The following is a 14348-nucleotide window of genomic DNA, read 5'->3' on the forward strand; positions in this document are numbered from 1 at the left end:
TAAATCTAAATGATTATCATTCTACAAAAACATCGATAGAGGCGCTTTCGATTGCCGGTATTTCTCTATCGATTCACGGCCAACATGGAACTTTCCTCTGCCTGCTCGTAGGCAAAATCGGCATACCAGGCATCACTGGCGCTCAGTTCGGCGTGCCGACCGCTCGCGCGCAGGCGCCCCTCTTCCAGCACCAGCACCTGATCGGCGAGGCGCGCCAGCGCCGGGCGGTGAGTCACCACCAGCAGGGTATGCCGGCCACGCAAGGCGACCAGGCTGCGCAGCACCTGCGCCTCGCTGACGGCATCGAGGCTGGCTGTGGGCTCGTCGAGCAGCAGTAGCGGGGCCGCCGAGAGCAAGCCGCGGGCCAGGCACAGGCGCTGGCGCTGGCCACCGGAAAGCAGTGCACCTCCGGGGCCGATCTCGCTGTCCCAGCCCTGCGGCCAGCTCTCGATTTCCTCCAACAGCCCCACCGCCCGCGCGGCTTCGCGTAGCGACTCGAGACCGGCATCGGGTCGCGCCATGCGCAGGTTCCAGGCAACGCTGCCACGGAACAGGCCATTGTTCTGGAACACCAGGTTGCGGCTGGCGGCGAGCGTCGTCGCGCTCAATCGACGGATATCCACAGCACCCAGCAGGACGCGCCCGGCATCGGCGTCGTAGAGCCGCCCGAGCACGGCCAGCAGGGTGCTCTTGCCCGCCCCGGAAGGGCCGACCAGCACGTTCAGCGAGCCCGCTTCCAGCTTCAGGGAGATGTCCTCGAGCAAGGCCCGGCCATCATCCAGATTCACGCGCAAAGCCTCTGCCTCCAGGCTCGCGTCGCGCGGGCGCTCGTCCGGCTCGGGGCTTTCCAACGGCGGCAGGGCGAACACCCGCAGCAGGGTATCGAGGGCCTGCCAGGCGCCGCGCAGCGCCTGGTCGAGATGGGTGAGCTGGGACAACGGCTCGATGAAGCGCACCAGCAGCACCAGCACCGCTACCAGACGAGCACCATCCAGACCTTGGGCCTGTACCATCCAGGCGCCACCAAGCAGCGCGAAAGCGAACACCGCCTGTACCGCCAGGGCGAAGCCGAGGCCGCTGGGCAGGCTGTGGCGCAGCAGCGTCAGGGTCGTGGCGTGGAGTTTCTGCAAAGCGTCTTCCAGGTTCTGTCGGGCACGGCTCTCGCGTTGCGCCGCGCGCAGCAATGGCTGGTGCTCGGCGAAGGCCTGGAGTTGCCGAGCGACATCGCGCTCGGCGGCCAGGCGGGCGTCTTCCACGGCCAGGTTGCGCCGCCCGCTCCAACGCAGCAGCGCGCCCAGCAAGATACCGGCGACGAGCAGGCCGAGGGCGATTGGCGGGTCGATCAGGAACAGCCCGAGCACTACCCCGAGCGGCGTCACCAGCGCGCCGAGCAAAGGGCCCAGCAGATGCGCCGGAATGCCCATGGCCTGCAGCACCGGGCCACGCAATAGGCCTTCGGCTGGTGCCACTCGACGCAACGCCGGTAGCGACAGGTGCGGCAGCCGTGCGACCAGGCCGCGTACCAGGCCGGCAGACAGCGCACCACCGGCAGCGAAGCCACGCCGCAGGGCCAGGTACTGCACCAGCGCCTGGGCCAGGGTCGCGCCGAGCAGCGCGGCGATCCAACGCCAGGGTAACGCTCCGTCGGCGAACAAGGCTTCGATCAGCGGTACCAACAGCACGCCGCTGGCGGCATCCAGCAGCGCTGCCAGAATCGCCCAGCCACTCGCACGGCGCAGCGCGGTGCGGCAGTCCTGCGGCAGCGCACGCAAACGCTCGAACGGCGTCATACCGCCACCTCCATACGGCTCTGTTCGCGCCATAACCGCGCGTAGGCACCGTCCGTGGCCAGCAACGCCTTGTGCTCGCCGCGTTCGACGATCCGGCCATCGGCCATGACCAGGATCAGATCGGCGTCACTGACCTCGGCCAGCCGATGAGCGACCACCACTCGGGTGCGCCCTCCCCCGCGCTGGCGCAGGTTGCGCAACACCCTACGGGCAGTCTGCGGGTCGAGCGCCGAGGTCGGCTCGTCGAGCAGCAGCAGAGGCGCTGGCGACAGCAGCGCGCGAGCCAGCGCCAGGCGTTGCAGCTCGCCGCCGGAAAGCTCCAGATCGCGCCCTGGTACGCTGTCGTAGCCGTGCGGCAGCGCCATGATGCGCTGGTCGAGACAGGCATCGCGAGCTGCCTGGCGAATCTCGTCAAACGCAGCGTCGGGACGCAACAGCGCGATGTTATCGGCCAGGGAGATCTCCAGCGCTGCTGCCTGTTGGCCCACCAGCACGATATGCCGGTGGCGCACAGCGGAAGGTATCTCGTCCAACGCCACGCCACCGATGCGTATCTCACCGCGTCCGGCGTCCATATAGCGCGCCAGCAGATGCAGCAGAGTGCTCTTGCCGGAACCGGAAGCGCCGACCAAAGCCACCAGGCTGCCGTCCGGCAGTTGCAGATCGATATCGCTCAGCACCTCCTCACCCTCGTAAGCATGCCCCAGGCCGCTCACCCTTACCGCGCCGTCGGCCGGTGGCGTGGTCGCACGGCCTTCGGCCAACGGCGCCTGAGCGAACACCTGCTGCAGGCGTTCGGCGGCGGCGCGGGAGCTCAACAACGCATCGCCGCCATGGCCGAGCACCTGCACCGGCGCGGCCATCGCCCGCAGCAGGAGCAGGAAGGCACATACCTGCCCCAGCGCCAGAGACACGCCAAGGCTGTCGAGCAGCAGCGCGCCGAGCAGAACCCAAGCCAGCAGCCAGGGTGTGGATAACTGTACGTAGACCAGCGCGGCCAGGTGCCCGACCCGCGCCACCCAGGCACCGAATGCCTCACCGAATGCCGCAGCCGATGCCTCGACGCCACGCTGCACGCCGGCGCCAGGGTACTGCCGAGCCAACAGCAGGTTATGGGCGAACTCACCGTAATCCGCCGCGAGGGTTTCCAGGGCAGCATTGCGCCGCTGCACCGAATCGCGGTAACGCGCCGAGCGCAACAGCAGGAAACCGGCGCCAGCCAGCAGCAACGGCAACAGGCAGAACAACAGCAGCCAAGGCTGCAACCAGGCCAGCCAGAGCATTGCCGCCAGCGGCACCACCAGCAGGTTGCTGAGATCGTTGGGGGCATGCGCGATCAACTGGTGCAAAGCCCGCACGTCCTGCTCCAGCAAGCGCGCCACAGCGTCCTGGCCCTGGCGCCCGAACCAGTCCAGCGGCAACCGTTGCAGGTGCGAAAGCAGGCGCAGGCGCAAGTCGTTGCAGAGATCCGCATCGACCCGATGGGCCTGGTGCGCGGCCAGCGCCTGGCTCACCAGCCAGGTCAGCACAGCCAGCAACAGTAGCGCCAGCAACGGCGCTTGCACCTGCCCCTGCGCCAGGGGCTCGGCCAGCCAGGCAAGCAACATCCAGGGCAACAGCGAACAGAGCCCAGCCAAGGCCTGCAGGCCCATGGCCGCCGCCATCCGCCCGCGATAGGGACGCAGCAGACGCCATAGCACCGGGGTCATGATGCTGGCTCCAGGGCCTGTTGCAGACTCGCCGACGCCAGGGATCGCGGCGGCGCCTCGGGGAAGCCCAGGCGTTCGCCGATGCGTTGCCACAGGGCTGCGACCTCCAGGCTGCGCTGGTTACGCCGATGCACCTCGGCGCCGTCGGTGAGCAACGCCAGCGCCTCGGCCGCGGCTGTCGGCCACAGCCGCTGATGGATCTGCGTCCAGCTACAGGGCTCTGCGTACCAGAGCTGAGCGCTGGGCAGCGGCTCGTCGGAGGTCTCGTCCAACAGCACGAACAGGCCGTCGTCATCCTCGGCCGGCACGGCCACCGCCGGCGTCCACAGCAATGGGCCATGGGGACTGAGCAGGCTCAGCGTGCCACGGTCAGTGGTCAGGCTGATGCGTTGCAGCAGGGTCATGCGCCCGTCGTCAGCGGCGGCCAGTTCATTGAGCACCTGCAGGCTCAGCGGCACCTCCGCCAGCACCAGGGAAAGGCCGCGCATGCTCGACAGATCGCTCGAAGAGGCTTCCATCGAGTACGGACCGACGCCCTCCAGCACTGCAGCGAGGATGTCCAAGGTGGCGAACCCCACCTGCACGCCACAGGCCACGTCCAGATGACGAATGCCCCGACGCCGGCGCAATTGCCGGCCCAGTTCGATGAAGCGCGCCACCGCTGGCAGTTGCGGGTAGAAGGTGTTGAGCAGGCAACGCCGCCCCAGGCGCTCGGCGCTGCGCAGCAGATCCTGCCATTCGCTCGGCAGCAGCGGATGCTCGATCAGCACGTCGATACCGCGCGCCATCAGCGCTTCGGCCAACGCCGGGCCCTGCTCGCCGCGCGCCGCGCCGCCGACTGCAACACAGGCCAGGCGGATGTCGTCCGGCAAGGCCGCCACCTCGCGCCAGCTTGCGACGCCCAGGCGTGTGGCCAGTGCCTGGGAACGCCGGCTGCCCTGGCCAAGGATGCCGCGCAGGACGAAGCGCGGATCGGCGGTGATGCCGGCCGCATAGAACTGACCGAACCGAGAGCCAGCGACCACCACGGAATGCACATCGCTCATCGGCACGCCTCCTCTGTCAGCAGCAATTGCGCCAGGGCCTCGCCCAGGCAGTCGAAGTGTCCGCCGGGTATCTCGTGGACATTGCAGGCACCGAGCGCAGCGGCCCGCCAATGGTTTTCCAAGGCCTCGGCGTAGCGCGGCACCAGCGGATTACCGGCGTTCGGCACGAACAGCCGCAGGCTGCCGACATAAGGCACCGGCGCCTCGGCCTGGCTGGCGCGCACCGAGTGGCAGAACAGTCGATAGAGGGTGTCTCGTTCGAGGCTGGCGGCATCGGCGCTGCCGCTGGCCGCCTGCAATACGCGGGCACGCAGGGCGGCGAGATCGGCCAGGTTCGGCAAACCTGCCAGCGCTTCGTCGCCCAGACGTTGCGGCGTCTGCACGAGCGCCGCCTGCACGGCCTGGCCGAGCGGCTGCGGCGCAGGGAAGCCAAGCGCTGCGGTATCCAGGCCCAAGGTGGCGGCGAAGCTGAACAACAGCAGGCGCTCGTCGTCCACCTGATAGGGAATTCGGTAGCTGGAGACGATATCCAGGTGGCGCACGCGCACCCCTCGCTGCACCAGGGACTTGGCCGTTTCCAGGGCGAGCAGCCCACCGGAGCAGTAACCGAGCAAATCGACCTCGCGCAGCCCGGTCGCCTGCAGCGCTTCGGCATAGCGCCGGCCCAGACAGGCATTGAGGTGCTCGGCGGGGGTCGCCAGGTAGGCATCGCTGTCATGCACCGCAAGGCCCAGCAGTGGCCGCTCCTCGCCCAAGGCGCGCAACAGCGGCCGGTACGCCAGCAACGTACCCAGGCCCTCGTGGATCAACACCCGTGGCACCCCCTCGCCGGCCACCAGGCGTACCAGCGGATCGAGCGGCACCGCGCCTTCGGCGAGTGGCGCGCGCGGTGTGGCGCTTTCCAGTGACGTGCACCGGCGCGCAGGTGCCGTGCCCTGCTGGCGCTCCTCCTCGGGCGCGCCGCGCAAGCGCTCGGCCAGGCCACGCGGGGTCGGCTGGCTGAGCGCCCAGCGCAACAGACGGTCGAACGGATGGTGGCGGGCTACCTCCAGCCGCTCGCGCAAACGGGCGATCAATTGAGCGATCAATAGCGAGTCGCCACCGGCGCCGAAGAAGTCCTGCTCGACCCCTAGCTCCGGATTGTCCAGCACCTCGCGCCAGAGACTCAGCAGCGTGCTTTCCAGCTCGTCCGCCGGAGCCTGGGCAATGCCTCGGCGCGGGCTCGGCTGGGGCTGGCGGGCGAAGCCGGCCAGAGCCTTGCGGTCGACCTTACCATTGCCGGTGACCGGCAGGCGTTCGAGCACGCGCACCTGCGCCGGCAGCATGTAGCGCGGCACCCGTGTTTCGGCGAAGGCCAGCAGCTCGGCTGGCTCCAGGCGCGCGCGGTCGGTCTTGCAGCGCGCCAGCAGGACATCGTAACCGAGCAGGTCGAGGGCACTGCCGGGCGCTACCACGCCGCACGCCAGGTCGCCCGGTTCGCGCGCCAGCCAGTCGAGCCACTGCCCGGCATGGACGAACAACTGGTGTTCCTGAGCCCGGACATCGCGCGGGTTTTCCATCATCAGGCTCTGGCTGACGCTGATTTCATTGTGCTCGCGGGTCAGCTCCTGGATCACCAGCCAGGCGTCGGCGCCCAGCAGCTCGCGCAGGCCGGCCAGCAGCAACGGGGTGTCCAGCGCATTATTCAGCGCCCCGGAGCTGAGCAGAATGTCCACCGAATGCGGCGCCACGCCCTGGTCGAGAAGATCGCCGTTCATGTCGAAACGGCCGAAGCGTACCCAGGGCTGGCCGGCGAAACGCTCGCGGGCGGCAGCGAGGAAGTAGCTGGAGACGTCGCTGAACAGATAATCCACCTCCACACCACTCGCCACCAGCGGCGCCAGCCGGGCGATCACCGCGCGACTGGCGGCGGCGGTGCCGGCGCCCAGTTCCAGCAGACGCCAGCGCCTCTGCGGTTGCCGTTCGACGATGGCGGCGATGGCCTCGGCCATCGCCTCGTGCAGCGCCTGGGCATGCAGGCCTTGGCTGTACATGGCCTCGGCGATGCGCGCCGACCCCTGCGGGAACATCAGTGCTGCCGGGCTGATCCGCCCGGCCAACTGTTCGCCAAGAGACTGCGCGCTGTCGCGCAGGTAGGCGATCAGTTCCGCCGGCCAGAGCGCCGCCGGTGCGCATTCAGCGAACACCGCCCAGGCCTCTTCCGGGCGCAGCATGGGACGCTCCGCGCAGCCCAGCCAACCCTCACCTTCGACGCGCAGGTAACCCCCCTCCTGCAACTGGCGCAACCAGTGACGCAACAGCCGCTGATGCTCCTCGGCGATGCCCAGGCGCTGGCACAGGGTGGCGAAGCCCAGCGGCACGCGACTGGCAAACAGGTCGCTGCTGGCCAGCCAGGCAGCCAGCGAGACGAGGCAGGCGCGGTCGAGGGCGGCGACCGCGCCGGCAATCTCCTCGAGGCTGCCCCAATCGCGCCGCAATGCCCGCGCCGCGCGCTGACGCACCAGATCGAGCGCCGCCTGTGGGTCGGTATCGTCCGACTCCTGCGCGTGCAGGGTGACGAAGCTGGCCAGGCTGCGCTCATGAGCCTCTCCCAGCACCACGGTGGCCGCCAGGTTGACCTGCGGATGGGCACACAGCGCGGCGTCCAGCTCAGCCAGCTCGATGCGGTGGCCACGGATTTTCACCTGGTCGTCCTCGCGCCCCAGGAACTCGATGCTGCCGTCCGCCAGATAACGGCCAAGATCGCCGGTGCGGTACAGACGACGGCCATCGCGATGCTGGACGAAGCGCTCGGCGGTACGCTGCGGGTCGCCAGCGTAGCCGAGCGCCAGCCCCACCCCGCCGATATGGATCTCGCCGCGCACCCCGGGCGGGCAGCGCCGCCCCCGGGCATCGAGTACTTCCACGCTCTGCCCGCGCAAGGCGCGGCCATAGGGAATGCTGGCCATTGCGCTGTGTTCCGGGCGGATCGGTTGTTCGATCGACCAGATCGCCGCCTCGGTGGCCCCGCCCAGGCTGAACAGCGTGCTGTCCGGCCAGCGTCGCCACCAGCGAGTCGGCAGGTTGAGCGGAATCCAGTCGCCGGACCAGAGCACGCAACGCGGCCCAGGCAAGCGCCGCTCGGGTTCGCTCTCCAGATAGTCGATCAACATCTGGCCCTGAGCCGGCACCGAGTTCCACAGGGTGATGGCATGGCGCTCCATCAGTTCGGCCCAATGCGATGGATCGCTGCCACGGGCCGGATCGGGCAGGATGATCTGGGCGCCCGCCGCGGTGGCGCCGAACAGGTCATAGACCGACAGATCGAAGCTCAGCTCGGCCAACCCGAGGAGTCGGTCATGCTCGCCGACGGCGTAACGCTGGTTGATGTCGAGCAGCGTGTTGCCCACCGCCGCATGGCTGAGCATCACCCCCTTGGGCGTGCCGGTGGAGCCGGAGGTGTAGATCACGTAGGCAAAATCGTCTGCCGCCACCTCCACGGCGGGCGGCAGCGGCCAGTCGCTATCGGCGACCAGACGATCGATGGCCAGGCAGGCATAGCCGGCATCCACAGCATCGCGCTGCAGACAGATCAGCACGGCCACTTCGGCGCTGGCGAGGATCGTCTGGCGACGCAGCAGCGGCTGGCGGATGTCCACCGGCACATAGGCAGCGCCGGCCTGGATCACGCCGAGCACCGCGACCAATTGCAGGGCGCTTTTCGGCAACATCACCGCGACCCGCTGGCCACGCCCCACACCCTGTGCCGCCAGGGCACGACGCAGGGCGCTGGCGTGCTGGGCGATCTGGCGGTAGCTGTAGCTGCCGCTGACGTCGTGGATCACCGTTGCCTCGGGGGTCAGCAGGGCACGCTCGGCGAAGCCTGCGGCGATGCTCCGCGCGCTACCGGGCAACGCCTGCGGCAACGCTTCGAGGGGCGCCGCCGCCTCGTCGTCGCTCCAGGAGCGCGGGCTCTGTGCCAGTTGCTGCAGCAGGCCGACGAAGTCGTCGAACATGGCTTGTGCCTGGCCTTCGGGGAACAGTCCCAGGCGCACGTCCCAGCCGATCTCCAGGCCGCCGAACTGGTCGGTGACCTGGCAGTCCAGCCAGACCTGCGGGGTCTGGCTGATCATGTAGCGCGGCGCGCCGGGTGCCTCGCCGTCGCCGAGCAGGCGCTGCACGCTGCCAATACCACTGGTGAAAACCACCGGCATCAGATCGGCGCCGCGTCCACGCCGACGGGCCAGCTCGCGGAGTAGATCGACGCCGCTGAAGGTCGCGTGGTCGAGGTCGTCGAACATCTGCTCACCGATACGCCGGGCGCGCTCGACGAAGTGGTCGCCATGTCGGCTGTCCACCGCCAGCAGGCTGAGGGCGGTGAAGTCGCCGAGTACCTGCGATAACTGCGGGTGCAGCAGCGGCCGGTTGAGCACCGTCAGGTTGAGGCAGAACGCCGGGCTCTGGCTCCAGCGGCCAATGGTCTCGGCGAACGCCGCCAGAACCACTCCCGCTGCACTCAGCCCATGTTCGCCGGCGCGGGCGCTGAGCACCTGCCAGGCGGCGTCATCGAGCCGCGCGTGCAAGTGCTGGAAACGCGTCGAGTGGGTGTCCGGCTGCACCCGTAGCGGCAGATCGGGGCGACCTGGCAGATCGTCCAGACGTGCCAGCCACCAGTCACGATCGCGCTGCCAGGCCGGCGACTGACGGCGGCGCTGCTCGATCCCGACGTAGTCGCGGAAGGTCGCCTGCAATGGAGGCTCCGTGCCCTGTGGATCGAGATAGCGCTGGCGCCATTCGCCGAGCAGCAGTTGCAGGCTGGCGTAATCGATCAGGGTGAAGTCCACCGAGCAGTGCAGCACGCAGGCATGCCGACCCAGACTCAGTTCGGGGCGCAGGATCGGCCACTGGTCGAGCGCCACGCAGGCATGGTCGAGGCGTTCGCGAACCCGGCTCAGGTGTAGCTCGAAAGCGCTTTCGTCGAGTTCCGTGCAGGCATGCACGGTCAGCTTCTGCCTGGGCACTTCGGGCAGCACCCGCTGCCAGGCGTTGTCCTCGATCACCGCACGCAGCATGGGGTGGCGCGCGACCAGGGCGTTCCAGGCCGCTTCCAGGCGTTCGGGGTCGGTGTCGGCTGGCCAGTCGTATTCGGCGTAAAGATGGCAGGCGTTGCCGCCGTAGTCGAAGGCCGTCTGGCGGCCCAAGACGTATGCGGCCTGAACCGGCGTCAATGGGAAGCGCTGATGGGCAAGCTCGGGCTCGGCGCGCCAGTCCGGGCCACCCTCAAGATGTTCCAGCAATGCCTCGCGCTCGGCCCGCAGGAGCCCGGCAAGGTCGGCGTCGAGGGCGCCTTGGGGCGCACGGTAACGCAGGCGGCCCTCCTCGCTCCAGAGTTCGATGCGGCGGCTATGGCAGGTTTCCAGCAGTTCGCACAGGCTCATAGCACACCCTCTTCCATGTGGCGTTCCTCGATGTCGGCGGCCTGCCTCCGTACCTGACGGGCGAGACCGGCCAGGGTCGGCTGGCGGTAGAAGTCGGCCATTGCCATGCGCACGCCAAAGCGCTCGCGGACGCGGGCCAGCAGACGGGTCGCCAGCAGGCTGTCGCCGCCAAGACTGAAGAAACTGGCGTCACGCCGGCGTACCGGGCGCTTGAGCAATGCCTCCCAGCATTCGGCGAGTGCCTTCTCGTGAGCTTGCAGTGGCTCCTGGGCGGCCCCCTCGTCATGGCTCTGACCCAGCGCGCGGCTCATGCTGTGCGCCAGGCGACGGCGGTCGACCTTGCCATTGGCGTTCAACGGCAGGCTCGGCAGGCACCATAGATGATCGGGGCGCATCGCCTGTGGCAGGCGCGCCTCCAGGGCGCAGCGGAGCGCGGCGGCATCGAACCCGAGCCCTGCTGATTGCGCCTGAATCAGCGCGATGCGCTCGCTGCGCCACAGGCAGTGCGCTGTCAGCCCCGCCCCAGCGACGTCGTCCAGCAACACGGGCAACGGCGCCAGACGCAGCGGCCGTGGATCGAGCAATGCCGCACCGAGCAACGCCAGCGGTGATTCACGCAGCAGGTCGATCAGCAACAGACGGCCTTGCGGACGCAGCAACGCCGCTGCCAGCGCCAGCCCTTCGCGTCTGGTGTCGTAGGTGTGCAGCGCGGCGAAACTGATCACCAAATCGTAGCGACCGAGCTGTTCTACCGGCAGCAGGCCGTCGTCCAGCACCTGGGTCGCCCATTGCGACGGCAGGTGCGCAGCGGCGGCATCGAGCAGGCCCCGGCTGCGCTCGAAGAGGGTCAGCTCGAGATTCGGGTGCATGGCCGAGATCGACGCGGGGTCAAGCCAGAGACCCGCGCGGGTGTCCAGTACGGCCACCCGCAGCTGTTCGCCGCTGGCCGGCGTCGGCAGCGCGTCCAGCAAGCGCGCCAGGGCCTCGCGGCCGTCCGGCAGGCGCGCGGCCAGCGCCTGTGGGGCCAGCCAGGGATCGAGAAGTAACGCGGCTGGCGCCTGCTCTTGTGTGAGCTGAGCACGCAGGGCGTTATCCATGGCGCTCAAGTCCGCGGCCTGCCAGCCGAGCCGCTGCAACGCTTCGTCGAGCGGCGGCAGGGCGTTCACTGCGGAGTCCGCCAGCCAGTCGAGCCAGCGCTGGCGCAGGGCATCATCGAATGCCAGCGGCGCCTCCAGCAGCGCGCCAAGAAGCGTTCGGGTCACCACCGTCTCGGCCTCGGCCAGGCCCTCGAAACGCTGTGCCTCCGGCACCTGCGTGGCACTATCGGCGCGCTCTGCCAGGCACGGCACCAGCACCGCGCCGATGCTCGCAGTGGCACCCTCGAGCACCGCCGCGCAGGCGCTTTCCACGCCGGGCTGGTTACACAGTGCCGCCTCCACCTCGCCCAGTTCGATACGCTGGCCGCGCACCTTCACCTGCTGGTCGACCCGGCCGAGGAATTCCAGGGTGCCATCGGGCCAGTAGCGTCCACGATCCCCCGTGCGGTACCAGCGGCCCTGGCCATCGTGGACGAAACGCCGCGCGCTCAGCTCGGGATCGTTGCGATAACCACGGGCCAGGCTGGCGCCACCGATCCACAGCTCACCGACCACCATATCCGGCACGTCACGCCCCTGCGCGTCGACCACCCGGTAGGCCTGCCCGGGCAGCGGGCGGCCATAGGGAATCGAGCGCCAGTGGGGCGGCACCGTGTCGACGCTTTGCAGGTTCGACCAGATGCCCGCCTCGGTGGCGCCACCGAGCACATGTAGCTGGCATGCGCTGTCGCACCGCGCGCGCAGGCGCGCGGGCAGATCCAGCGCCACCCAATCACCGGACAGCAGCACCGCGCGCAGGCTACGGTAGTCGGCCTGGCTGGCCGGCAGGCTGAGGGCCATTTCCAGCAGGGCCGGTGCCGAGTTCCACAAGGTCACCCCATGGCGCTGGATGGCCTGTGCCCAGGCGGCGGCATCGCGCGCCTGTGCCTGGCTTGGCAGAATCAGGCTGGCGCCCGCACCGAGGCCACCGAACAGGTCGAACACCGAGAGATCGAAGTCCAGCGCCGAAACCGTCAGCAGGCGATCCGCCTCGCTCACCTGCAGCAGATCGAGCAAGGCGTCGATGGTATTGATCGCCGCCGCGTGACTGACTTCCACGCCCTTGGGCACCCCGGTGGAGCCGGAGGTGTAGATGACATAGGCGCTGGCCTGTGGCGACAGTGGCAGCGGTGCGGCCAGGGCTGGCATGCACGCCAAACGCTCGCTATCCCAACGCGGCGGCGAGGCCTGCGGGTCGTCCTGCCCGGCAATGACCAGACGCACCCCGGCTGCTTCCTCGATCAGGCGTCGACGCGCTGGCGGCTGGTCGATGTCCAGCGGTACATAGCAGGCCCCCGCCGCGAGCACGGCGAAGACCGCCGCAACCTGCTCAGGCCCGCGCGGCAGGCTGATCTCCACCGCATCACCCGGCCTGACGCCGGCAGCGCAGAGGCCACCGGCCATGCGCAGGGCGCGCTCGGCCAGTTCGCCACGGCTGATGCACCTGTCGCGGTAGCAGAGCGCGACGGTGGACGGCGCGGCCAACGAGCGGGCAAAGAAATCGTGATGCAACGTGCGCGGAGCAGCGAGCGACGGCTGACCATTCAGCATGGCCCGGCGCGCCTGCTGCGCCCAAGGCAACGGCAGGCCGAGCGGTCGCTCCCAGGCACTGTCGCAGAGCTGCTGGAGCAGCATCACGTAGGCGTCGAACATGGTTTCGAGCAAGCCTTCGGGGAACAACCCGACAACGCTGTCCCAGGCCAGCAGGATGCCATTGCCGACCCGGTAGAGCTGATGGTCGAGCCACACCTGCGGCGTTTGCGAGAGCATGTCATGGAGTTCGCCGAATACATCGCGGAAGGCTGCCGGCACGAAGCTCTCATCGCCCAGGTTACTGGCGAACACCACCGGCGCCGAGCGCGGCTGCCCCTGCCGACGCGCCTCGCGCAGCACCTCCAGCGCCGGGAACGCGGCATGATCGATGGCACCGTGAAGACAGCGCTGGAAGTCTTTCACCGCCTCGACGAAGGGCCTGCTGGCGTCCATCCGGCATTCCAGCAGCAACAGGGTGGTGAAGTCGGCGATTACCTCGCCGATACGCGGATCCTCGCCGTGACGGTCGAACAACGGTACGTTCAGAAGGAATTCCGAGGTCTCGCTCCAGCGCGCCAGGATCATGGCGAAGGCACAGCCGAACACGCTCGACAGGGTCACGCCATGCTGTGCGGCCAGGTGTTCCAGACGCTGGCTCTCGCGGGCGGAAAGCTGAAACGCCAGGCGCCGGGTGCGCGGCTGCTGAATCGCCTGCGGCGCGCAGGCCAGCGGCAGAGCCGGTGCATCCGGCAGGTGCGGCAGGCGTTCCAGCCAATACTCGCGAGCCCGCGCCGCCGCCTCGACGCGCTGTGCCGCGCGGCGCGCAAGATAATCGGCGAAGTGCAGCGACGGCGCTGGCGTCAGGCATTCCGGCGCGACATAGGCCGCGCCCAGCTCGGCGAGCAGCAAGCGCAGACTTTCGACATCGGCGGCGAGCAGGTCGAGGCTCAGCCAGAGGCGCTCTTCACCTCCCGGCATGCGTACCAGCCCGAGCAGGAACACCTGGCCCTGCTCCACCGCCAGGCATTCGTGCGAGCGCCACTGGCGTAGCGTCTGCCAGTCACGTTCGGCTTGCTCCGGTTGCAGGCTGCGCCAGTCCTGCAGGTCGAAGCAGGGCAGCGGCGGCGATTCGAGTATCTGTTGACGGCCCTCGAAGAAGCAGGCGCGCAGCATCGGGTGGCGTTGGCGCACGCACTGCGCCGCCACGGCCAGTCGCTGCGGATCGAGGTCACGCGCGCGGAATTCGAGAAAAGCATGGCAACTGATGTTACCGAGCACCTCGTCGGCACCCCGTCCCAGCCAGTAGGCCTGCTGCACGGAAGACAGCTCGAACGGCTGATCCGGCGCCACTGTCACCTCCGCCAGCGTGACGGGGGCAAGCCTCGGCTCGGCACCCGCCAGCAGGTCGAGCCAGGCACCCAGGCAAGGGCGCCGCGCCAGTTGGGCGAAGTCCAGCGCCGCGCCGCGGGCACGCAGGCGCTCCTGCAGGTACATCAGACGAATCGAGTCGAGCCCGCAGCTCAGCAGGTCGTCGTCGTCCGTCAAGGTGCGGACATCGTCGTGCGGCGCGCCGAGAAGCTCGGCCAGCTGTTCGGTCACCCAGTCGCGCAGCGCGGGCCGGGAATCGAGGGGCAGATCCATGGAGGCTTCCTGAGACAGACATTTGAAGTTGGCTGCCTACATATGGCAACAATTATCAAATGCGACTTTATCTCAT

At 68.8% G+C, this 14348-nt stretch carries 5 protein-coding genes; all 5 read right to left on the bottom strand.

Translation table 11 applies throughout. From position 1 onward, the window contains the following. Positions 1–65: 65 nt before the first annotated feature. From ABV408_RS17725 to ABV408_RS17745, 5 genes are read right to left on the bottom strand one after another with little or no spacing between them, the layout of a single operon-like run. Entirely contained in the window at positions 66–1790 is a 1725-nt protein-coding gene (locus ABV408_RS17725) for an ABC transporter ATP-binding protein (protein WP_353980200.1), read from the bottom strand. Beyond that, positions 1787–3499: an ABC transporter ATP-binding protein gene (locus ABV408_RS17730; RefSeq protein ID WP_353980201.1), complete on the bottom strand. Its 1713-nt coding sequence runs from the start codon at positions 3497–3499 to the stop codon at positions 1787–1789. The genes ABV408_RS17725 and ABV408_RS17730 overlap by 4 nt, the downstream gene beginning before the upstream one ends. Continuing rightward, positions 3496–4545, bottom strand: coding sequence for a Gfo/Idh/MocA family oxidoreductase (locus ABV408_RS17735; protein ID WP_353980202.1), 1050 nt, complete (start codon positions 4543–4545; stop codon positions 3496–3498). The genes ABV408_RS17730 and ABV408_RS17735 overlap by 4 nt, the downstream gene beginning before the upstream one ends. Further along, complete coding sequence (locus ABV408_RS17740) at positions 4542–9962, bottom strand: amino acid adenylation domain-containing protein (protein ID WP_353980203.1); 5421 nt, start codon at positions 9960–9962, stop codon at positions 4542–4544. Before ABV408_RS17740 ends, ABV408_RS17735 begins: the two co-directional genes overlap by 4 nt. Beyond that, positions 9959–14272, bottom strand: coding sequence for an amino acid adenylation domain-containing protein (locus ABV408_RS17745; RefSeq protein WP_353980204.1), 4314 nt, complete (start codon positions 14270–14272; stop codon positions 9959–9961). The genes ABV408_RS17740 and ABV408_RS17745 overlap by 4 nt, the downstream gene beginning before the upstream one ends. Positions 14273–14348 lie beyond the last annotated feature (76 nt).

Origin of the sequence: Salinicola endophyticus, from assembly GCF_040536835.1 — a bacterium.
Classification (GTDB): domain Bacteria; phylum Pseudomonadota; class Gammaproteobacteria; order Pseudomonadales; family Halomonadaceae; genus Salinicola; species Salinicola endophyticus_A.

Bases quoted from the DNA above. Each gene is read 5' to 3' on its own strand.
- ABV408_RS17725 (WP_353980200.1), bottom strand. From the start codon at position 1,790: ATGACGCCGTTCGAGCGTTTGCGTGCGCTGCCGCAGGACTGCCGCACC.
- ABV408_RS17740 (WP_353980203.1), bottom strand. From the start codon at position 9,962: ATGAGCCTGTGCGAACTGCTGGAAACCTGCCATAGCCGCCGCATCGAA.
- ABV408_RS17745 (WP_353980204.1), bottom strand. From the start codon at position 14,272: ATGGATCTGCCCCTCGATTCCCGGCCCGCGCTGCGCGACTGGGTGACC.
- ABV408_RS17735 (WP_353980202.1), bottom strand. From the start codon at position 4,545: ATGAGCGATGTGCATTCCGTGGTGGTCGCTGGCTCTCGGTTCGGTCAG.
- ABV408_RS17730 (WP_353980201.1), bottom strand. From the start codon at position 3,499: ATGACCCCGGTGCTATGGCGTCTGCTGCGTCCCTATCGCGGGCGGATG.